The organism is Rhizobium sp. LjRoot30 (assembly GCF_964253915.1).
Taxonomy (GTDB): Bacteria; Pseudomonadota; Alphaproteobacteria; order Rhizobiales; family Rhizobiaceae; genus Metarhizobium.
The window spans coordinates 79,050-99,457 of the sequence record NZ_CAXUSG020000009.1; the positions used below are offsets into that span (position 1 = coordinate 79,050).

Genomic DNA, 20,408 nt, shown 5'->3' on the forward strand with positions numbered 1-20,408 from the left:
TTACCGGGCGGCCGTGGCGGTCAGCGTCGCCGTCGCCAGCACGTTCATGTTGCTGACGAAGCCGGCGAGCGCCGGTGTTGCATCCGCGGGGATCGGCAGGCGGTCGATGCCGAGGGCCTTCACGGTGACGATGTAGTCATGTTTCGTGCCTTCCGGCGGGCAGGCGCCAAGGAAGGTCGCCGCACCGGCATCGCCTTTCAGCGTCTGGGCACCCTTGGGCAACTTGCCGGCGGCGGCCCCTTCCTCCAGCCGGTCGGCGGAGGGCGGGATGTCGATCACCACCCAGTGCCACCAGCCGGAGCCGGTCGGTGCATCCTTGTCGTAGACCGTCACCATGAAGCTTTTCGTTTCCGGCGGCGCGCCGGACCAGCGGATCTCCGGCGAGACGTTGCCGCCGCTGCAGCCGAAGACATCGGCATATTGCGCCGGCTGGAAGGTGCCGTCGGCGAAGTTTTTGCTGTCGATCGTAAATCCACCCGCCGCGGCAAGCCCCGGCAGCATCAGGGTGAGGGCTGCAGCGCAAAAGATCGTCCTCTGGGTCATGTCGTTTCCTTTCTATGAACACGACAAGACAGTAGCGCGGGGCACTCCGGCGATCGGTGCGCCGGAGATCAAGTTTTGTGCCGAAACGATCAATCAGAGCAATTCCAGCAAAAGTGCGTAGCGGTTTTGCGTAGAAACAATGAGATCGAGCGTTCAGGCCACCAGCTTTTCGTGGGCGATCAGGGCGCCATGCTCGCCGATGACGCGGGCGGCGACCGCCGCGCCGAAACCGGCAGCCTCGGCTGCATCACCGGTGACCAGGTAGCGGGCCAGGAAGGCGCCGTTAAAGCTGTCGCCGGCGCTGGTGGTATCGACGACCTTGGCCTCGACGGCGGGCATGAGCCGCGGTTCGCCGCCGAAGCTGATGGTCGCGCCATCAGCGCCGTTCTTCACCACGAGCTTTTCGACACCCAGCCCATGATAGCGGGCAACCGTCGCTTCGACGGATGCGTCGCCGAAATGCGTGGCCTCATCGTCGAAACTCGGCATGACGAGGTTTGCGGCACGGGCGCCATCGCTGATGGTGGAAAGCATGGTTTCGCGCCCCGACCACAGCCGCGGGCGAATATTCGGATCGAAGGCGACGAGCTTGCCGCTCGCCTTGGCGCGGCGTAGTTCGGAGAGCAAGGTCTCGACATCGGCAGCCGGCAGGATGGCGAGAGTGATTCCGGAGAAGTAGACGACATCGACCGCCTCGATGGCCCGGCGCAGATGATCGGCATCGGCGGCAAGCGCGCGGGCGGCGGAAGTATCGCGCCAGTAGCTGAAGGAGCGTTCGCCGTTTCGCAGATGGATCATGTAGAGGCCGGGGGTGCGTCCGGGAATACGACGCACCGCGGATGTCCCCACACCGGCGCCGGCCATGAAGGAGAGCATTTCTTCCGAAACCGGATCGTCGCCGAGCCCGGTCAGGTAATCGACCGACCATGTGGCAGGCAGGCAGGCACGCGCATACCAGGCCGTGTTGAACGTATCGCCGGCAAACCCCTTGCGCAGCAGGCCACCACCGGCCTGCGAGAGTTCCACCATACATTCACCGATCGAGAGAAAACGTCCACCCAAAGCCTTGCTCCCCCACTAAGCATTGATGAAACCGGCAATACGCCGGACAAGGGCCGCAGGCAAGTCCGGTCCGGCGTGCCTGGCGCGTACGAGCCGTTTCTGGCGCTGCGAAAGCTCACCTTATCAACCGGCTTGGCACGGTGACTGGCGTACTCAAGATGCCGGTGCCACATGCTTTCCTGTGGAGAAATCGCAATTCTCGGCTGTGGTCTTTTATCCGACTTGGTCTTACCCTTACCTTCGAAACCAACCAAAGTCCTCGTCCGATTTTTCCCCTGTCCCGATTTATTCCCTGGAGTGCAAGCATGGCAGAGAAGACGACTGATGCAGCCGGCAATGCCGATTGGTGGCGCGGTGCCGTGATCTATCAGATCTATCCCCGGTCGTTTCAGGATACGACGGGTGACGGGCTCGGCGACCTGCGCGGCATCACCCTGCGTCTGCCCTATATCGCCTCGCTCGGCGTCGATGCCATCTGGCTGTCGCCGTTCTTCAAGTCGCCGATGGCGGACATGGGGTATGACGTTTCCGACTATTGCGATGTCGATCCGATCTTCGGCACGCTCGGTGATTTCGACGAGATGATGGTGGAGGCGAAGCGGCTCGGCCTGAAGGTGATGATCGACCAGGTGATCTCGCACACATCCGACCAGCACCCCTGGTTCATCGAAAGCCGCGCGAGCCGCGATAACGCCAAGGCCGACTGGTACGTCTGGGCCGAACCGAAGCCGGATGGCACGGCGCCCAACAACTGGCTGTCGATCTTCGGCGGGCCGGGCTGGGAGTGGGACGGCATCCGCCGGCAATATTACATGCACAACTTCCTGACCTCGCAGCCGGACCTGAATTTTCACAATCCGGATGTGCAGGATGCCCTGCTGGCGACGGTGCGTTTCTGGCTGGAGCGTGGCGTCGATGGCTTCCGCCTCGATACGGTGAACTTCTATTTTCACGACCGGGAACTGCGCAACAACCCGCCGCACGAGCCGGATCCGGATTCGGTCGGCCTCGATGCGCCTGAGACCAATCCCTATGGCATGCAGAACCATCTCTATGACAAGACACAGCCGGAAAATATCGGCTTCCTGCGCAAGTTCCGGGCGCTTCTCGATGAATATGGCGACCGCACCACGGTGGGCGAGGTGGGTGACGGTCCCCGCTCGCTGAAGACTGTGGCGGCCTATACGAGCGGCGGCGACAAGCTGCACATGTGCTACACCTTCGACCTGCTCGGGCCGGATTTCACCGCCACCCACATCCGCAAATGCGTCAACGCCTTCCAGAAGGCTGTGACCGACGGCTGGGTCTGCTGGGCCTTCTCCAACCACGACGTCCAGCGCCATATCAGCCGTTTTGTCGATAATCCTGAGGAACGACCGCGTGTGGCGAAACTCGCCATCAGCGTGCTGGCCAGCCTGCGCGGCTCGATCTGCCTCTATCAGGGCGAGGAACTGGGTCTGCCGGAAGCCGACCTCGCTTTCGAGGACCTGCGCGACCCCTACGGTATACGCTTCTGGCCGGCCTTCAAGGGCCGCGACGGATGCCGCACGCCGATGGCCTGGGAAGGTGCGACGAGCAACGCGGCATTTTCGACGGGCAAGCCCTGGCTGCCGGTGCCGTCGGAACACCTGCCGCTGGCCGTGGACATGCAGGAGCATGAGACGGGTTCCGTGCTCGCCCATTACCGCCAGACGCTGGCCTTCCGCAAGTCGCTCGACGTGATGCTGGACGGCAGCATGAGCTTCCTCGACACCAATCAGGACGTCCTGGCCTTCACCCGGGAAAAGAACGGTGAAACGCTGCTGTTCGTCTTCAACCTGACCCGGGAGCCGCTTGTCTTCACCGGCGCCAAGGACCTCAAGATCAACGCGCTGATTGCCTGGCCGGGTTTTTCGCCGGTCTATGCCGATGGCGACATCCATCTCGATGCGCTGGACATGTTCTGCGCCCGGCTTGGGTAACTCACGACCGATTGCGTCGAACTGAAAGAGGCGGCCTTGATAGGCCGCCTCTTTGGTTTTTGTTTGTTGGAGAACGGGGCGGCAGCGGCCACCCCGCCATCCATCAGATATTGCTGTTCAGAATCTCGCGCAGCTTGCCGAAGATCTCGTCGATGTGGTGCTTTTCGACGATCAGCGGCGGCGAGAGGGCGATGATGTCGCCGGTGGTGCGGATCAGGAGGCCCTTCTCGTAGGCCTTGAGGAAGGCTGTGAAAGCGCGTTTCGTCGGTTCGCCGGCGATTGGATCAAGTTCGATGGCGCCGATCAGGCCGGTGTTGCGCAGGTCGATGACGTTCTTGCAGTCCTTCAGCGAATGCAGGCCGTCTTCCCAGTAGGAGGCGATCTCGGCGGCGCGGGTGAGCAGGCCTTCTTCCTTGTAGGTGTCGAGCGTGCCGAGGGCTGCGGCGCAGGCGATCGGGTTGCCGGAATAGGTGTATCCGTGGAAGAACTCGATCATGTGCTCCGGGCCGTTCATGAAGGCATCATGGATCTCGGAGGTGACGAAGACGGCGCCCATCGGGATGACGCCGTTGGTCAGGCCCTTGGCGGTGGTGATCATGTCCGGCTTGACGTCGTAATATTGCGCCGCGAACGGTGCGCCGAGGCGGCCGTAACCGGTGATGACTTCGTCGAAAATCAACAGGATGCCGTGCTTGGTGCAGATATCGCGCAGCTTCTGCAGGTAACCCTTCGGCGGGATGAGCACGCCGGTGGAGCCGGCGACGGGTTCGACGATGACGGCGGCCACGGTCGAAGCGTCGTGCAGGGTGACGATGCGCTCCAGCTCGGTCGCCAGGTCGCCGCCATGCTCCGGCTGGCCGCGGGTAAAGGCGTTCTGGGCCGGCAGGTGGGTGTGCGGCATATGATCGACGCCGGTGAGCAGCGTGCCGAACATCTTGCGGTTGGAGACGATACCGCCGACGGAGATGCCGCCGAAGTTGACGCCGTGGTAGCCGCGCTCGCGGCCGATCAGGCGGAAGCGCGAACCGTTGCCCTTGACGCGGTGGTAGGCGAGCGCAACCTTCAATGCGGTCTCGACCGACTCGGAGCCGGAGTTGGTGTAGAGCACATGGTCGAGGCCATCGGGGGCGATGTCGACGAGGCGGTTGGCCAGTTCGAAGGCCTTGGGATGACCCAGCTGGAAGGCCGGCGCGTAATCGAGTTCGCCGGCCTGGGCGCGGATCGCCTCGGTGATCTTCGGCCGGCAGTGGCCGGCGTTGACGCACCAGAGGCCGGCGGTGCCATCGAGCACCTGGCGGCCGTCATGCGTGGTGTAGTGCATATCCTTGGCACCGACGAAGAGCCGCGGCTCCTTCTTGAACTGGCGGTTGGCCGTAAACGGCATCCAGAAGGCCCGCAGGTCATTGGGTGTGGCATTCGAACGGTCGGACATGTTTCCTATACTCCCGGGCCATGTGTTTGACGGGTGGCCTCTCCCGGTTCGGGGCGCTTCGCGCCGGTTTTGGGTGGCGCTCAAATTAGCAGCGGGCCGGCAAGCGTCAAGTTGGCAGGAATTTCATTCGCGGCTTTGAGGAGACTTAACCTTTTGGCGTTAGCTGTAGGATGCTGCGGCCGGATGAACGGCCCGAAAAGGTTTGTCATGAAGACACTCTGCTGCCTCCGCGCCTTTGGCGCGGCCGCTATCCTTGTATGTCCCGCAACGGCCGCTCTGGCCGCGAAGACGAGCGACGCTCCCGCTTTCCGGGCAAAAATCGAAAAATTCTGGTCGACGCCGAACGTCAAGCTGAGCCGCGAGAAAAAGGCGCTTTGCGCCAAGGTTCCCGGTGGCGCCGCCAATGCCTGGGATGCGTTGTTGGGTATCAACGGCGTGTCGCTCGAAGCCGGAAAGAATTACATGCTGCGGTTCGATGCCGTCGCCCGCGGCGAAGGTGCGGCCGAAAGCGTCAGGGTGGTGTTTCAGGAGCCGGTGGACCCATGGACGGTGCAGGCTTCCGGCACCCTCAGCCCCGGCGGCGCTATGCAGCCCTTCGCGCTTCACGTCGCTGCCGGGCAGGGAGGCAAGCTGCAGCTGGTGTTTCAACTCGGCGGCCAGGCGCAATCCTGGAGTTTTTGCCTTTCCGGACTGACCATTTCGGCCGCGTCGGCGGGTGAGGCCGTTGCTGTGGACTTAGGCAAGCAAACCCCGATCAAGCAGGATGTCGAAAATCCGATCCGGCTCAACCAGACAGGCTTTTTCGCCGATGGCCCGAAACGGGCAACAATCATTTCCCCGTCCAAAACGCCCGTCGCCTTTCGACTGAAGGATGCAGTTGGCGCCTTGCTGGGTGAGGGCGAAACGGAAGTGCGCGGCCTGGACACCGATTCCGGCTATTTCGTCCACGTCGCCGATTTTTCCGCCTTTTCCCAGGTCGGAGATGGTTATCGGCTGGAGACGGACAAGGCCGCGAGCCATCCCTTTGCCATTGGGGATGCCGCCTATCGCAAGCTCGCGGTGGATGCGCTCTCCTGGTTCTATCCGCAGCGCAGTGGCATCGCAATCGACGGAGCGGTCGCCGGCGCCGCTTATGCCCGGCCTGCGGGGCATATGGATGCACTGCCAAACCTTGGCGATGCTGCCGTTGCCTGTCTGAGCGGCGAGGTGGCGCGCAAGCTTTATGGTGCGGCCTGGACATGCGCCGGTCCGCGCGATGTGCGCGGCGGCTGGTATGATGCCGGTGATCATGGAAAATACGTCGTCAACGGTGGCATTGCCGTGGCGCAGGTGATGGCGGCCTTCGAGCGGGCGCAGGTGTTTTCCGCCAACGCCTCGCCGCTTTTGCGTGACGGCTATGCCCGGCTTCCCGAAAGCGGCAACGGCCTGCCGGATATTCTCGACGAAGCCCGCTGGGAACTGGAGTTCCTGCTGAAGATGGTGGTGCCGGAGGGCGATCCCCTCGCAGGCATGGCGTATCACAAGGTGCATGACGTGCAGTGGACCGGCCTGCCGCTGCTGCCGCATCTCGATCCGCAGCCGCGGGCGCTGCACCGCCCGTCCACGGCGGCAACGCTGAACCTTGCAGCCGTCGCGGCGCAGGGTGCCCGGCTTTTCCGGCCCTACGACGCTGCTTTTGCCGACAGGCTGCTGGTGGCGGCGCGGGAGGCTTATGAGGCCGCCCGCAGGCATCCCGACCTGTTCGCGCCGGTCTCCGACGGCAGGCAGGGGGGAGGCGACTACGACGACCGCACGGTTTCCGACGAATTTTACTGGGCGGCGGCGGAGCTTTTCATCACCACCGGCGAGCCTGCCTTCCTCAAGGCCTTGCGTGCCTCGCCGCATTGGGATGGCCCGGTCTTCGACGCGGCCGGGTTCGACTGGCGGTCGGTGGCAGGCTTCGCCCGGCTGGAACTTGGCCTGTTCGGCACATCCCTGCCGGACGGTGACCGGCAGGCGATCCGGCAATCGATCGTTGCCGCCGCCGAACGATTCGTCGAACTGCAGCACGGTCAGCCGTTCGCTTATGTCTACAAGACGAAAAGCGGCCGTTTCTCATGGGGTTCGAATGCGGCGATGCTGCAGAACCTGCTGGTCATCGCCGCCGCCTACGACCTGACGGGAAAACGCGACTATTTACAGTCGGCACGCGAAGGCATCGACTATCTGCTCGGCCGCAATGCCCTCGACCTGTCCTATGTCACGGGTTTCGGCAGCGTCTATTCGCGGCAGCAGCACAGCCGATGGTATGCACATACGCTCGATGCCTCCCTGCCGGAGCCGCCCGTCGGTTCGCTGGCCGGCGGTGCCAACGAAACACTTGTCGATCCCGTCGCCAAGGTCCGGCTTGCCGGCTGCCGCGGCCCGCATTGTTATATCGACGATATCGGCGCCTGGGGCGTGAACGAGATCGCCATCAACTGGAATGCGGCGCTCGTTCAATTTGCGTCGTTTCTGGCCGACGCGCGTTAATTTTGCAGTAGCGAACAGGTTTGGGCAAGCTCGCGATGCGAGTGTCCAGCCGTCAAGACGACCGGCCCGATAACAGGGCAGTCTTCGGCCGGTGCCTTGTCAAGACCGGCGGTCAAGCCATGCAGGTTCGGCCTCTCGCGATGAGAGGTGGAACCTGCTTTTCTCTTGAAAATCATAGATATAAAAAAGCGGCTCATTCTCACGGCCGCTTGTGTCACGATGATCTGCGCGTTCCTCGCGGAACCGTTTTCAGGCTGCAGATTTGCTTTTTTCGGTCTCGCAGTAGATTTCTTCCAGCGTGTCGAGCATCTTGATAACCGCTTCCGACGTGCTGGAATAATAGATGGTCTGGGCGTCGCGGCGGGTCTTGACCAGCTTCTGTGCCCGCAGCTTGGAAAGGTGCTGCGACAGTGCCGACTGGCTGAGGCCGACCTGGTTGGCGAGCACGCCGACCGGGACCTCGCCCTTGACCAGGCTGCAGAGGATCATCAGGCGCTTGGGGTTGGCCATGGCCGAAAGTAAACCTGCCGCCACATTGGAGTGGTCCGATAAAGTCTTTGTTTTCATCTGGGTCTCTCTATGTCCCATCCCTCTCGAGCGACGGGCGTTTCGCAATGATCAAATAAACAAACGGAAATGTATCAGCACGAAACGAAGATTGTATATACCTAAATTTCACGTATTGAGTATACCATTTTAGATATATAACAAATTATGTCTTGCTGCGTCGGGAGAGTCGTTTCGAACTCCAGACGCACCCCGTCATCGGCGGAAATCAGGTCCAAACCGGCGATATCCAGGCCGGAAATGCGCCAATCCGACGCTTTTGCACCACATATCTTCACGGCGAGGTCGGTTGCGATGTCGGGGGACAGCGCTTCGATCTCGGCGATGGTTGCCGCCTCGTCGGCAGCGAGGGTTTCGGATGCGGCTGCGTCGTGCAGCAGGTCCGAGGCGGCCAGAATATAGGCCCGGCCGAAGCCGCCGTTCAGGCTTGCCGATTGCGGCACGAGGCGGAAAAAGCGGAAATCGGGAAAATCGATATAGAGCTTTGCCTTCGGGTGGCGGTTGAGGAAACGCTGGCGGATGCGCTGGTGGGCCGGGGTATCGCGCTCGACGGGTTCCGCGAGGCAGAGTGTCGTCAGTCGCGGATACGCAAGCGGATCGCCCTTGCCGGGCTCGCCCGTCAGCAGCGAAGCGCGGGCATCGGCCTGCAGCGCTTTCGTGTGGGCGGACAATGCGGAAACCAGGATGGTCGGCGTGCCGTCGCTGTCGGTTGCCAGCAGGACGCGGCTGGCTGAGGGGAAGCCGCCCTCCGGTTCGATGACGGCAAGGGCGGCATGACGCACGGTGTGAACGAGGCTGCGGGCAAGCTTGCGGGCATCGTCATCGGTGTCGCGAATGACGGAAGGTTTGTCGGCCATGGTGTCCCTTGATTGTCCGGGCAACCGCGGCCGACCGGGGACGGTCAGGCCGTCTCCTTTCGCCGGTGGCGCGTGAGGCCCTCGATGATATTCTGGGCCGAGATCGTGCCGATAATGGTGCCGTTGTCAACCACGCCAATGTTGCCGGGCTGCCGGGTCAGCGCGTCCAGGATGTCGACCAGCGGTGTGTTGGCACGGGCGGTGGCCGTGACGCCTGCCGTATTTTCCGGGGTGCCGACACCTTGCTGCATGACGTCGCCAGCCGTCAGCATGCTGATCGGGTTCATGTTCTGCACGAAATCGGCGACATACTGATTGGCGGGGTTGCGGACGATTTCCTGTGGCGTGCCGCATTGGATGATCCGGCCGCCTTCCATGATGGCGATTCGGTTGCCGATGCGGAAGGCTTCGTCGAGATCGTGGCTGACGAAGAGGATGGTCTTCTTCAGGCGCCGCTGGAATTCGAGCAGCTCGTCCTGCAGGCGGGTGCGGATCAGCGGATCGAGGGCCGAGAACGGCTCGTCCATCAGCAGGATCGGCGCGCCGGTGGCAAAGGCGCGGGCGAGGCCGACACGCTGCTGCATGCCGCCCGAGAGTTCGTTGACCTTGCGGCCGGCCCATTTCGACAGGTTGACGAGTTCGAGTTGTTCGCCGACCCGCTGCTTGCGTTCCGCGTCGGGCACACCGGCAAGCTCCAGCCCGAAGCCGACATTGTCGGCCACCGTGCGCCAGGGGAGCAGCGCGAACTGCTGGAACACCATGGAGACGGTGTGCATGCGGAACTCGCGCAGGGCCTTCGGCGAACAGCTGTAGGGATTGATGGTGCCGGATTTTGAGGCGACGCTGACTTCGCCGCGCACCACCGGGGCAAGCCCGTTGACGGCGCGCAGCAGTGTCGACTTGCCGGAACCGGACAGGCCCATCAGCACCAGGATCTCGCCTTCGTGGATCGTCAGCGAGGCGCCGGCGACGCCGAGCACCAGGCCGGTTTCATGTCCGATCTCGTCGCGGGTCTTGCCGGCATCGATCATGGCCAGTGCCTTGTCAGGCTTGGCGCCGAAGACGATGTCGATATTCTTGAAGGTAACCGCGGTCATGCGCCATCTCCCGCATCTGAGGCCCGGAACATGCGATCGAGGATGATCGCCAGGATGACGATGCAGAGACCTGCCTCGAACCCCTTGGCGACGTTGACGGTGTTCAGCGCCCGCACCACGGGCACGCCGAGACCATTGGCGCCGACGAGAGCGGCGATGACCACCATCGACAGCGACAGCATGATGGTCTGTGTCAGGCCGGCCATGATCTGCGGCATGGCGTAGGGCAGTTCCACCTTGCGCAACACCTGCACTGGCGTGGCGCCGAAACTTTCGGCGGCTTCGACGAGCGATGGCGGCGTCGAGATGATGCCGAGGCGGGTGAGGCGGATCGGGGCGGGGATGGCGAAGATCACGGTGGCGATCAGGCCGGGCACCATGCCGAGGCCGAAGAGGATCAGCGCCGGGATGAGGTAGACGAAGGTCGGGATCGTCTGCATCAGGTCGAGCACTGGCCGCATGCCGGAATAGATCCAGGCGCGGCGGGCAGCGGCAATGCCGAGCGGCACGCCGACGACCATGCTGACGCCTGTCGAGGCGAGCACGAGGGCGAGCGTTTCGGTGGTTTCTTTCCAGTAGCCCTGGTTGATGATGAACAGCAGTCCGAGGCCTGTCAGCACCGTGACGCCGACGGAGCGGCGCAGCCAGTAGGCGAACGCCGTGATCACGGCCACGACGATCAGCGGATGCGGGCTTTGCAGCAGAAACAGCATCGCCTTGATGCTGTTGGACAGAATGAAAGCGAGTTGGTCGAAGAACCAGCCGCCAGAGGTGGTCAGCCAGTCCACGAAGATCTTGGCCCAGGGGCCGATCGGAATCCGGTAGTCGGTTAGCCAGTTCACGCGCGCCTGCCCCTGTTTTCGGAAGTCTGCGGTAACGTCACGGTCGAGGAAAAGAAGGGCGGCTTTCGCCGCCCTTTTTTATCCTGGGTTCAGAGGCCGAGCGCGCCCTTGACGGCGGCAAGGCCGTCGCCGCCATCGCGGGTCGTCACACCGGCAAGCCACGGCTCGATTGCTGCACCGTTGGCCTTCAGCCATTCGGTGGCGGCTGCTTCCGGCTCGGCGCCGTCGTTGAGGATCTTGCCCATGATCTCGTTTTCCATCGCCAGCGAGAACTTGAGGTTCTTGAGCAGGGCGCCGACATTCGGGCATTCCGTGGTGTAGCCGGCGCGGACATTGGTGAGGACCGTCGCGCCGCCGTAATTGGCGCCGAAGATGTCGTCGCCGCCGGAGAGGTAGGTCAGCTTGAAGTTGGCGTTCATCGGATGCGGTTCCCAGCCGAGGAAGACCACGGCCTTGCCGTCCTTGTCGGCGCGGGCGACCTGCGCCAGCATGCCCTGCTCGGAGGATTCAACCACTTCGAAGCCCTTGAGGCTGAACGTGTCCTTGTCGACCATGTCGATGATCAGGCGGTTGCCATCGTTGCCGGGCTCGATGCCGTAGATCTTGCCTTCGAGCGCATCCTTGTGGGTGGCGATATCCTTGAAATCCTTGATGCCGAGTTCGGCACCCTTGGCATTGGTCGCCAGCGTGTATTTGGCGCCTTCGAGGTTTTCACGCACGGTTTCGACCGACTTGTCTTCGCGGAAAGGCGCGATGTCGGCTTCCATGGTCGGCATCCAGTTGCCGAGGAAAACGTCGATGTCCTTGTTCTTCAGCGAAGTATAGGTCACCGGCACCGAAAGGACCTTGACGTCGGGCGTATAGCCGAGGCCCTTGAGGATGACGGAGGCCGTTGCCGTCGTCGCGGTGATGTCCGTCCAGCCGACATCGGAGAAGCGCACGGTTGCACAGCTTTCCGGATCGGCGGCGAGCGACTGGCCGGCGCTCAGGGCGAAGACGGAGACGGCGAAGGCAAAGCTATTGATTCTTTTCATTGCTTAACTCCCAGTGTTGTTTTTTTGGTTCCCAAGCCAATCACCAATATCCTACAATTTCAAGCTGCCCGCGTGTATTTGCGGCGGATTGAGGTATCGCTTTGCGACGTTATGCGCAGTGTTCATTTCGAAGGCGGCAGCGATGATGGCAGGACCGCCCCGGACGATAGGCGCGCGAGACGTTTTTTGAAACAGGAGACACCGATGAAAATGCACTGTCTGCTCGCGGCGATCCTGGTCGCCGCGTCTGTTCTGCCGGCGCGTGCCGATGGCGATGCCAAGGCAGGCGCGATGATTTTCAAGAAATGCATGGCCTGCCATACGGCCACCGAACCGACGAATCGCGTCGGACCCTCCTTGATGGGTGTCGTCGGACGTCCGGTGGCGACGGTCGCGGATTATAACTACAGCAATGCGATGAAGGATTTCGGCGCCGGCAAGGTGTGGGACGAAGCGTTGCTGACGGAATATTTGCCGAGCCCGCGGGCACTGGTGCCGGGAACGATCATGTCGTTTGCCGGTTTGAGGAAACCGCAGGATATCGCCAACCTGATTGCCTATTTGAAGGACCCCACTGCGGCGCAATAGTGACCGGTTGACCTGTCTGGCCCGACCAAATCCGTGATTTTAAATTTTTGAATTTTTCTCCTCCCTTGCACGTTGAGGTCAGGATGCCACATTCTGCAGACAGGATGGCAATCTTGGTGGGGGATGACGGTTTCCGGTTGCCGAAATTGTTGTAAGCTCGGCGAGCACCCTGGCCGCGGCTGCCATGAACGTGCGAGATCAATAAGGGAGACGACCGAATGGCCACGCTTCAATCTTTTGACAGCGAGATCGAAAAGACCCGCAGCATTGTCAACGATATGCGCGGGAAGATGGAGCAGTCCGGCGTTCTGCTGGATCAGTTCGCCAAGGCCGAAACCAAGATCGGCGATGCCAATTTCGACATCGAGAATGCCCGCATCCAGGACGTCATCAACCAGCAGAAGGTGATGGAAGGCAATATTGCCGACCTGATCATCGGCCTGGAAGACGCAACCAATGTCTTCGGCTCCGAATTCGAGAGCATGAAGAGCTACACCGGCTACGAAAAATTCATCGGCATCTTCTCCAAGCAGAAGATGCAGCGTATGCGCACCGACCGCGTCCGCAACATGTCGCTGGCCGGCAACCTGCAGGAACTGCTGTCCAAGTCGGATACGATTGTCGGCATCCTCAAGGAGCAGCGCGTCATCCTCGATCAGCGCTACAAGAGCTCGGAGACCAGCCTGGTGCAGGTGATCGAGCGCCGCAAGTCGACGGTCGCCAACCTGGAAGCTGTGCAGAAACGTATCAACGAACTCAATCCGCTGCTGATGGATCTTGAGAACCGTATCGCCGCCTCGACGGAGCAGAGCGCCCGCACCCAGCTTGAAGGTGAGCGCTCGGCGCTGGCCACCGAATACAACCAGATGCAGGCGAAGGAGCAGGAACTGCTCGCCGAAAGCCAGACGCTGGAACGCTACACCTCGATGTTCCAGACCTTCGTCGATTCGCTCAACAACCAGATCGCCGCGCAGAACACGCTGATCAACAAGCTGACCATCGATACCGAGCAGCGCATCGTGCTCTACAAGGCGCTGGAAGACTCGTTGAAGACGGCCGCCCAGCAGGACGTCGCCCACAAGATCAACACGCTCGGCAGCCAGGTGGATACCGCCGCGGAAGAGACCATGGCCGGCATCGGCTCGGCAGCACAGCGCCATATCGGCGATCTTCTGGAAATGCACGAGAAGAACATGGTGGCGACGCAGGACATCCAGCGCCGCAAGAAGCTCGCCGACGATGCCTTCGCCCGCCGCTTCCAGGCGGTCATGGACAAGCACAACTCCGCCAACTACGTGAAATCGTAACGGCTGGATCGATGTGCATGATTTTAGCGACGACCGCCGCCCCGAACCTTTTCCCGTTTTCGGGAAAGGGTGACGGTTTCTTTTGCCGTGCAGCTTTTGTTGCGCGCTGGCCGGTGTGGAACGCGATGTCGGAGGCCGGGCGATGATCAATCCGGCCGGCGGGCCTGTCGCCCAGTATTTTTCGACCGTCACGGCAGCCCTGGCGGGACTGGAGATCTACCTGACCGATCCGGCGCGGATGGCGCAGAGTGGTGATTTTCCGCCGTCGCTGCTGTTGCCATACCTGACCCGGTTGAAGGCGTCACTACGTTGCTGGGAAAACAGGATCGGGTTCACCGAGCAGTTTCGTATTTCCCGCGCCGAAAGCGGATTTCCGGTGTTCCAGAACGTGCTGGAGCTGGAAAACGACCGGAATACTGCCGAAAAACGCCTGACGCAGATCCCCGAGGCGGATGTGCTGCGTTCGGAGATGGCGGACTTCATCCTGCGGCACCGTGCCTTTCCGGATGCGCTGCAGAGCCGCATGGCCGAGCGCCTTTATCTGGAGCAGGTCTCGAAGGGTGAGATCTTTTCGCCGACCATCCTGCCGGAAACCGTCTATGTCGGCGTCAATCCGAAGAACCGGCGTCCCTATTATGCGGTGACCTGGGGCATCTTCGACGGGTCGCAGACGCTGCCGATCATCTACATCGCGCTGGTGGAGGATTCCACCGAAAACCTGGTCAACATGCTTGTTTCCGCCGACGGCAAGCTTGATCCGGCGGTGGAAATCCCCTTGCCGGTGGGTGGCCTTCTCAATCCGCAGCTGGCGGCGCAGTTCGACGATTTCATCGGCAAGAGCAGCGGCTATTCGCTGACGCCGGCGACGATCGCGACCAACCTCGACCGCGATTTCCCGACGCTGCATCCCAAGCAGTTGCGGCGCTTCGTGCTTGGGCCGTTTTATTCCGCCGGCATCACCGAAAACAACGACCGTATCAACGGCATTCTTTCCAAGGTGCGCAAGCCGGAAAATGCCTGGATGCTGACATGGACGCAGCAGGACGTGTTTTCCAAGGCGGAGCGGCCGGGAACCAAGGGGTTCTTCTCCTCGACGCCGCCGACCCAGGAATTCTTCATCGATACCAACAATCTGGAAGCGGCGCGCATGGGCGTCAGCGGTTACGAAAAGCATGCGCTGGTGCCGCATGACGCCTACCAGGCGCTCTACGCCGCCGGCGAGGCCGCCGGCATTTTCGGGGATTACAAGGTGCATGTGATCTCCAGCAACCAGGTGATCAGCGAGGTCTAGACATGAGCTTGAATGCCGGACTGACGACGTTAAGCGAAGAAGACATCGCCAGACACCTGGCGGTCGCCCAGGGGCTGGTCACCCGCTTCGCCTTGATCGAGCAGGGTGGCGAACCCGGCGGTACGGCGCTGGCCGGAACCGGCCGCCGTTTCGTCTCCACCGTTTCGACAGGCGGCATGCGCCGCACCCGCGAGGTGGAGTTGGCCAAGACCGTGCAATCGGTACCGCCGGGCGATCCGCTTCTGTCGCCGGCCGGGCACACGCTGCTTTATCGTGCCCGCCGCGGCGTGCAGGTGGCGCTCGCCGTCGGCGATGTCTTCGCGCGACAGACGAGCCTCGAGCAGCTTCAGGCGCGCAATCTCGCCGCGCCGCTTACCGGGGCGGATGCCGAGCAGTTCAAGAGCCTGCTGTCGGCCTCGGCCTATGTCGCGGCCTTCACGCTCGCCGCCTATCTCAGCTCGACACTTGCCAGCGAGAGCGAGCCGGCGGACGAGACCAAGGAGCCGGACTACCTGTTCGACACGCCTCAGGATGCCTTGAAGAGCATGATCGCCGGCCTCGACCGGGCGATATCAGGCGCTGCCGACGACCTGGCACTGACGGCGCGGGCGCGCGCCTTCGCTCGCGAGGCGATCGAGGGGCTGATCGGCCGCAAGTCGCGGTTTGCCGGCCTGACCGCCTTCGAAAACGTGCATATCCGCCTCGACCAGGACGATTTCAACCTCGACGGTTTTGACGTGGCGCCCGGCGTCAAGCGCAAGCCGCTGGTGATGACCTTCAAGAAGCCGAATGAGATCATCGGCAACCACATCGCCAAATACCAGGCGATGAAGCTCGCCAAGATGCTGATGGCCTATGATTTCGACCGGCAGATGAACCCCTTCGTCGAGCTCGGCGGCTTTCTGTTCACCTTTATCGGCGACGGCATGCCGGGCACGGGCAAGACCATCCTCATCCAGATGCTGGCCGGCCTGCTCAACGATTATTGCGAGATCGCCGGTTACGCCTTCCATTACGAAAATTTCGGCGTCGACCAGATTTCCTCCTACCAGGGCAAGTCCGGCCAGAACTGCAAGGCCTTCGTCAACAACGTCATCAATCCGCGGGCGATCGGCTTCGGCACCGTCGACGACGTCGACCAGGTGGCGGCGAAACGCTCCGACGACCGGGCCTCGGCCGGCCAGCACGAGGTGACGGCGGTGCTGATGGAAAGTTTCGCCGGCGCCTCGACGGTGGTACGCGGCAATTGCACCTTCGGCATGTTCTCCAACTATCCGGAAAACGTCGACGACGCGCTGCGCCAGCGCGCCGGCGCCCGCTGGCTGGTCGACGGGCCGCAAACGCGTGACGACTACATCGACATCTTCGCCATGCTGGTCGGCAAGAACCATGCGATCCCGCTCGGCGAACACCAGTTGTTCGCCGGCCAGGAGATCAAGCGGGCGGTCTCGACCTCCTACGAGCAGCACGGCCGGCCGAAGGAGGAGGGGCTGGTTGCCGTCTGGGAGCGCTTCGAGAAAGAGCGCGGCAAGCTTTCGACGCTCGAGGACGTCGGCACCTACCTCTACATGATCAAGGAACGCGAGCCGCGCTTCACCGGCCGTGCCATCAAGAACATCACCGACGCCATCAAGATGCGGGCGATGGACGTGGACCTACCGGACGAATGGTTCGTCACGCCGGAAGCCTTCATGCACAAGGGCTACGACGAGAAGAAACAGATGATCGAGGCGCTGCGCGGCCCGATCACCCTCGACATGGTGCTGCAGGAGATCAACCGCTACGCCGATTCCGAATTCCGCTACACCGACAAATCCGACGACGCGGCTGTGACCGACATCATCCGCCGCGAACGCCAGCGCGAAAAGGCCATCCGCGAGATCGAGGCGATGAAGGCGGACGGGCGGTGGCAGGGCACTTGATCATACGAGGATCGTCGTATAAATTATGGCAACAGGATTTGTGGAGGCGAAACGACGTGTTCTCTTGGCGCTTACGGCAGGAACGTTCCAGCACGAGGTGAGGCACGGGATCGATGTCAAGAATTTGCTGCAGACGGGTTTGGTTGCTGCGGAGGATGTGGCGGCCGTCATAAGGCGCTGCAACGGCACGCACTACACCGCGTCGCCGCATCACGCCGTGAAGCAGATCGACGTTCACGTCCTCAAGAGGGACGGCTGGTACATCAAGTTTTATTTTGTCGATCCCGACACCATCTTCATCAGCGTTCACCGCTAGGGCGAAAGACATGAAGCTCTACAGATCTGGAGAAAAAAGCAGGGCCATCTGCCATGTGTGCGAAACGTTGACCGATACGACGTTCCGCTATTGCGATGTTCCTTTCGCCGATGGGTCCGGCGTGGCCACCAATGTCCTTGCGGCTGTCTGCGACAGCTGCGGAAACGTCGTCGCCCTGCCGGCACAATCGACCCCGGCGGTGAAGGCGGCCCGGGAGACGGCGATGAAGCCTATAGAGGTCAACTTGCCGGCACCGTTCATCGAGATTCTCGATCTTGCCGCGTTTCGGATCGATCCGATGGCGACCACGGAGTTTCGCAAGAAACTGTTGGCCTACTATATCCATCGTTCGGCAGAGGACGCGAAATCCATTGCCGCCCTTGCGGGTTTCATCGACAGCGAAGAACTGTCCGTTGGCAGCGATGTCCCGCGCCGCAGATTGTCGCTGAAAGTCACGCCTCGTCTTTTCAAGGAGATCGAAGTGATCACGACAACGGCCAGGCGCAACAGGACCGACGTTATCAAGGGCATCGTCGCACAGATCCATCACGATATCGTACAGCCCGATGTGCCGCGTAACCTCGATGAATTGCAGCGGCTTGCCGCTGTTGCGGCAGCGTGAGCGGCTGCGTAATGATGGAAATGCCATGAACCGTCTCCTCGAAGCCGAATTGATCTACGGGCGTCTGCTCGATATTGCCGAGCCGCATCTCATCGCGCGCTACAACAAGGCGCTCGCCGGTTTTGGCCTCAAGCCGACGGCGCTGCCGCAGTTCAGCATCGACATGACCGGTTTTTCGCCTGAAATTGCCGAGGAATTGGGCGATCAGGATTATCTCGATCCCAACAAGGTCAACCGCCGTTTCGTCGTGCTGACCCCCGACCAGGAAAACCTGCCGGTGGTGCATACGAGTTTTTCCAACACTGCCGGCCTGATGCACGAGTTCTTCGATGCCAACCGGCGGGCGATCAATGCGGTGACGATCAAGGACGCGCTCTATGGCGAGATCGAGGATTCTGTCTCGGTCGTCGAAAGCATCGAGGATCTGCTGTCGATCAACGACGTGACGTTCCGGGTGCTGTCGGCGGAGGACGTGCTCGGCAAGGCGGCGGAACTGCGCCAGCTGATCGACCGGCTGAAATCCGAGGCCGATGCCTGGCGCGACGACGATATGCTGAACCGCATGGTCGAGCTGGTGCAAATGACCGGTGACATCAGGCAGAATGCCCTGGTGCCCGACCAGCTTGTCTTCCGCCATGAGGCGTTCTGGGCAAACCATTTCGGCGGCGTCTACATCTTCCTCGACGGCAAGGCGACGACGGTGATCTGCGATCCGTCCGCGCCCGGCTTCCGCCGCTCGCGGCCGTGGCAGGTGAGTTACATCTCGTCTTCCGATCCGGAGCGCATCTTCGAATTCCTGACCCGGACCAACCGCATCGAGTTGCCGCGGGCAAGCTGGGTGGAGGGATCGGGCCTGTTTGCCCACCGTGCGGAGATGATCCTGCGCAACCTGATCCGCCAGGCCGACCCCAATGCCGATCTCGACAAGGCGGATGCGATCTGGATCCAGACCTGGCTGCACCGCAATGCCGATCTTGTCGCCCGCGACGGAACCTATCCCTTCCTGATGGAAATGATCCGCAACGTTTCCGTTACCGGTGAGATCCGCATGAAGGATGTTCCGGCGGAGCGGCGTTTCCTGCTGGTCCGGGCGCTTCCCGATCATCCCGACCAATGGCTGACCAACCGGCTGGTATCGCAGCTGGTTCCGGCAGACTTCGTGTCGCGCTTCGTGTTCGACAAGCAGGGTTTTTATGCCGCTTATGAAAATTACAGCGAAGCCTTCCGCAATCACGTTGTATCAACCCTGACCAATACGTATCTCAGGGACAAGAAGACATTCCGCAAACGGCTCTACGGAATAGGAGAGGATGACCATGCTTGATCCGATCGTCACGTTTTTCGTGCGGATTTTCAATGCCATCGGCAGGGGGATCGGTCTCTTCGTCGCCTGGCTGCTCTGGCCGTTCCTCGCTGCCCACGGCTGGTACATGCGCCGCACCTGGCTGGTGCGCGGGCCGATCGCCATCTTCCTCGTGGCGCTGATCGGTTTTTATGCCTATTTCATCTGGCAGACGCAGGTCTGGACGAATTTTAATCCAAACTTCATCGACAACTACAATCTCGCCGCTCGCAAGACGCCCGCAGGCGTCGAGCTTCCGGCAGCAGCCGGCGAGACTGCAAAGAAGTGCCAGTCCTCGGCCATCGTCGACGTCGTTGCCGATCTGACCGACGCGAACGTCAACCAGAATGCCTGGATCTCGTCGATGCTCCTGTACCGGCTGGGTTTCTTCGGCATCGACTGGGACCACACGCCGTTTCTCGACAACAAGGCGTCCTTCCAGCGCGGCGTCAATCAGGCCGTCCGGCGCACCGCTGTGGAACTGGTCGATTCGCTCGGTCGCGTGCGCGGCACGTCGGGCATCAACAACACGCTGCAGGATGCACGCGGCAACATTCAGTTCGATGAATATTCCTGGTACTTCGGCATCGATCCGTTCGGGCCGAAAACACCGACCCCGAGCTATTATCGCGCAGCTGTCGAGAGTTTCCGGGCCTTCAATCGCGAACTGACCAATTGCGGCGCGATCTTCGACAGCCGTGCCGACAACCTGCTGGAATTCGTCGATCGCATCTCCGGCGACCTCGGCAACACCGCTGCGATCCTGCGCGACCGTTCGGAAAACTTCAATGCCGGATGGTTCGATACGCGCGCCGACGATCGCTTCTGGTTCGCTTATGGCCAGCTCTACGGTTATTACGCCATCCTCTCCGCTGCGCAGGCGGACTTCAGCCAGGTGATTGCCGAGCGCAATCTTGCCCCGCTCTGGAATGATACGGTGCTGCAGTTCCGCTCTGCCCTGCGCATCCGCCCGGCGATCATCTCGAATGGCCAGGAAGACGGCTGGATCATGCCGACCCATCTGGCGACGATGGGTTTCTATATCCTGCGGGCACGGTCCAGCCTCGTCGAGGTTCGCTCGGTCCTCGATCGCTGATGGTTTGAACTGTTGTCG

18 protein-coding genes are annotated in these 20,408 nt (G+C 61.7%); 10 read left to right on the plus strand and 8 right to left on the minus strand.

Annotation, left to right across the window (positions count from 1 at the left end; translation table 11 throughout):
* Complete coding sequence (locus tag ACSQ3I_RS18405) at positions 1-543, minus strand: YbhB/YbcL family Raf kinase inhibitor-like protein (protein WP_436001355.1); 543 nt, start codon at positions 541-543, stop codon at positions 1-3.
* 153 nt (positions 544-696) lie between these two features.
* Positions 697-1,605: a sugar kinase gene (locus ACSQ3I_RS18410; RefSeq protein ID WP_436001357.1), complete on the minus strand. Its 909-nt coding sequence runs from the start codon at positions 1,603-1,605 to the stop codon at positions 697-699.
* A 305-nt stretch (positions 1,606-1,910) separates the two neighbouring features.
* On the opposite strand from ACSQ3I_RS18410, the gene bglA reads away from it, so the two are divergent.
* Positions 1,911-3,566, plus strand: coding sequence for a beta-galactosidase BglA (bglA, locus tag ACSQ3I_RS18415; protein WP_436001359.1), 1,656 nt, complete (start codon positions 1,911-1,913; stop codon positions 3,564-3,566).
* Positions 3,567-3,669: 103 nt separating this feature from the next.
* Here the strand turns inward: bglA and ACSQ3I_RS18420 are convergent, their stop codons facing one another.
* The gene (locus ACSQ3I_RS18420; protein ID WP_436001361.1) at positions 3,670-4,998 is read right to left on the minus strand and encodes an aspartate aminotransferase family protein; all 1,329 of its coding nucleotides are present in this window, start codon (positions 4,996-4,998) and stop codon (positions 3,670-3,672) included.
* A 207-nt stretch (positions 4,999-5,205) separates the two neighbouring features.
* Here ACSQ3I_RS18420 and ACSQ3I_RS18425 point away from each other — a divergent pair, with 207 nt between their 5' ends.
* The gene (locus tag ACSQ3I_RS18425; protein WP_436001363.1) at positions 5,206-7,509 is read left to right on the plus strand and encodes a glycoside hydrolase family 9 protein; all 2,304 of its coding nucleotides are present in this window, start codon (positions 5,206-5,208) and stop codon (positions 7,507-7,509) included.
* A 249-nt stretch (positions 7,510-7,758) separates the two neighbouring features.
* Here ACSQ3I_RS18425 and ACSQ3I_RS18430 read toward each other — a convergent pair whose 3' ends face one another.
* The 5 genes from ACSQ3I_RS18430 to ACSQ3I_RS18450 all read right to left on the minus strand — a co-directional run bounded on the left by ACSQ3I_RS18430 (position 7,759) and on the right by ACSQ3I_RS18450 (position 11,906).
* Positions 7,759-8,076 carry an ArsR/SmtB family transcription factor gene (locus ACSQ3I_RS18430; protein ID WP_109456996.1) on the minus strand — a complete coding sequence of 106 codons (318 nt, stop codon included), beginning with the start codon at positions 8,074-8,076 and terminating at the stop codon, positions 7,759-7,761.
* 101 nt (positions 8,077-8,177) lie between these two features.
* Positions 8,178-8,933, minus strand: coding sequence for a HugZ family protein (locus tag ACSQ3I_RS18435; RefSeq protein ID WP_436001365.1), 756 nt, complete (start codon positions 8,931-8,933; stop codon positions 8,178-8,180).
* Between the two features lie 44 nt (positions 8,934-8,977).
* Positions 8,978-10,030, minus strand: coding sequence for a choline ABC transporter ATP-binding protein (gene choV, locus ACSQ3I_RS18440; RefSeq protein ID WP_436001367.1), 1,053 nt, complete (start codon positions 10,028-10,030; stop codon positions 8,978-8,980).
* On the minus strand, positions 10,027-10,872 hold the full coding sequence (gene choW / locus ACSQ3I_RS18445; protein WP_436001369.1) for a choline ABC transporter permease subunit: 846 nt from the start codon (positions 10,870-10,872) through the stop codon (positions 10,027-10,029). The genes choV and choW overlap by 4 nt, the downstream gene beginning before the upstream one ends.
* An 89-nt stretch (positions 10,873-10,961) precedes the next feature.
* Positions 10,962-11,906 (minus strand): choline ABC transporter substrate-binding protein, encoded by a 945-nt coding sequence (locus ACSQ3I_RS18450; protein ID WP_436001371.1) that lies wholly within the window; start codon positions 11,904-11,906, stop codon positions 10,962-10,964.
* Between the two features lie 204 nt (positions 11,907-12,110).
* Here ACSQ3I_RS18450 and ACSQ3I_RS18455 point away from each other — a divergent pair, with 204 nt between their 5' ends.
* From ACSQ3I_RS18455 to ACSQ3I_RS18490, 8 genes are all read left to right on the plus strand, one after another.
* Positions 12,111-12,494, plus strand: a complete 384-nt coding sequence (locus ACSQ3I_RS18455) for a c-type cytochrome (RefSeq protein WP_436001373.1) — start codon at positions 12,111-12,113, stop codon at positions 12,492-12,494.
* A 218-nt stretch (positions 12,495-12,712) separates the two neighbouring features.
* Positions 12,713-13,801 (plus strand): hypothetical protein, encoded by a 1,089-nt coding sequence (locus tag ACSQ3I_RS18460; RefSeq protein WP_436001375.1) that lies wholly within the window; start codon positions 12,713-12,715, stop codon positions 13,799-13,801.
* Between the two features lie 142 nt (positions 13,802-13,943).
* On the plus strand, positions 13,944-15,092 hold the full coding sequence (locus ACSQ3I_RS18465) for a hypothetical protein (protein WP_436001377.1): 1,149 nt from the start codon (positions 13,944-13,946) through the stop codon (positions 15,090-15,092).
* A 2-nt stretch (positions 15,093-15,094) separates the two neighbouring features.
* On the plus strand, positions 15,095-17,014 hold the full coding sequence (locus tag ACSQ3I_RS18470) for an AAA family ATPase (protein ID WP_436001379.1): 1,920 nt from the start codon (positions 15,095-15,097) through the stop codon (positions 17,012-17,014).
* Positions 17,015-17,039: 25 nt separating this feature from the next.
* A complete protein-coding gene (locus tag ACSQ3I_RS18475) occupies positions 17,040-17,330 on the plus strand; it encodes a hypothetical protein (RefSeq protein ID WP_436001381.1) in 291 nt (96 codons plus the stop codon).
* Positions 17,331-17,340: 10 nt separating this feature from the next.
* Entirely contained in the window at positions 17,341-17,952 is a 612-nt protein-coding gene (locus ACSQ3I_RS18480) for a hypothetical protein (RefSeq protein ID WP_436001383.1), read from the plus strand.
* Between the two features lie 25 nt (positions 17,953-17,977).
* The gene (locus ACSQ3I_RS18485) at positions 17,978-19,276 is read left to right on the plus strand and encodes a DUF6638 family protein (protein WP_436001385.1); all 1,299 of its coding nucleotides are present in this window, start codon (positions 17,978-17,980) and stop codon (positions 19,274-19,276) included.
* On the plus strand, positions 19,269-20,390 hold the full coding sequence (locus ACSQ3I_RS18490; protein ID WP_436001387.1) for a DUF2333 family protein: 1,122 nt from the start codon (positions 19,269-19,271) through the stop codon (positions 20,388-20,390). Before ACSQ3I_RS18485 ends, ACSQ3I_RS18490 begins: the two co-directional genes overlap by 8 nt.
* Positions 20,391-20,408: the final 18 nt, after the last annotated feature.

Coding starts and splice junctions, on each gene's coding strand:
- ACSQ3I_RS18405 (WP_436001355.1), bottom strand. CDS start 543: ATGACCCAGAGGACGATCTTTTGCGCTGCAGCCCTCACCCTGATGCTG.
- bglA (WP_436001359.1), top strand. CDS start 1,911: ATGGCAGAGAAGACGACTGATGCAGCCGGCAATGCCGATTGGTGGCGC.
- ACSQ3I_RS18420 (WP_436001361.1), bottom strand. CDS start 4,998: ATGTCCGACCGTTCGAATGCCACACCCAATGACCTGCGGGCCTTCTGG.
- ACSQ3I_RS18425 (WP_436001363.1), top strand. CDS start 5,206: ATGAAGACACTCTGCTGCCTCCGCGCCTTTGGCGCGGCCGCTATCCTT.
- ACSQ3I_RS18430 (WP_109456996.1), bottom strand. CDS start 8,076: ATGAAAACAAAGACTTTATCGGACCACTCCAATGTGGCGGCAGGTTTA.
- ACSQ3I_RS18435 (WP_436001365.1), bottom strand. CDS start 8,933: ATGGCCGACAAACCTTCCGTCATTCGCGACACCGATGACGATGCCCGC.
- choV (WP_436001367.1), bottom strand. CDS start 10,030: ATGACCGCGGTTACCTTCAAGAATATCGACATCGTCTTCGGCGCCAAG.
- ACSQ3I_RS18450 (WP_436001371.1), bottom strand. CDS start 11,906: ATGAAAAGAATCAATAGCTTTGCCTTCGCCGTCTCCGTCTTCGCCCTG.
- ACSQ3I_RS18455 (WP_436001373.1), top strand. CDS start 12,111: ATGAAAATGCACTGTCTGCTCGCGGCGATCCTGGTCGCCGCGTCTGTT.
- ACSQ3I_RS18460 (WP_436001375.1), top strand. CDS start 12,713: ATGGCCACGCTTCAATCTTTTGACAGCGAGATCGAAAAGACCCGCAGC.
- ACSQ3I_RS18465 (WP_436001377.1), top strand. CDS start 13,944: ATGATCAATCCGGCCGGCGGGCCTGTCGCCCAGTATTTTTCGACCGTC.
- ACSQ3I_RS18470 (WP_436001379.1), top strand. CDS start 15,095: ATGAGCTTGAATGCCGGACTGACGACGTTAAGCGAAGAAGACATCGCC.
- ACSQ3I_RS18475 (WP_436001381.1), top strand. CDS start 17,040: ATGGCAACAGGATTTGTGGAGGCGAAACGACGTGTTCTCTTGGCGCTT.
- ACSQ3I_RS18480 (WP_436001383.1), top strand. CDS start 17,341: ATGAAGCTCTACAGATCTGGAGAAAAAAGCAGGGCCATCTGCCATGTG.
- ACSQ3I_RS18485 (WP_436001385.1), top strand. CDS start 17,978: ATGAACCGTCTCCTCGAAGCCGAATTGATCTACGGGCGTCTGCTCGAT.
- ACSQ3I_RS18490 (WP_436001387.1), top strand. CDS start 19,269: ATGCTTGATCCGATCGTCACGTTTTTCGTGCGGATTTTCAATGCCATC.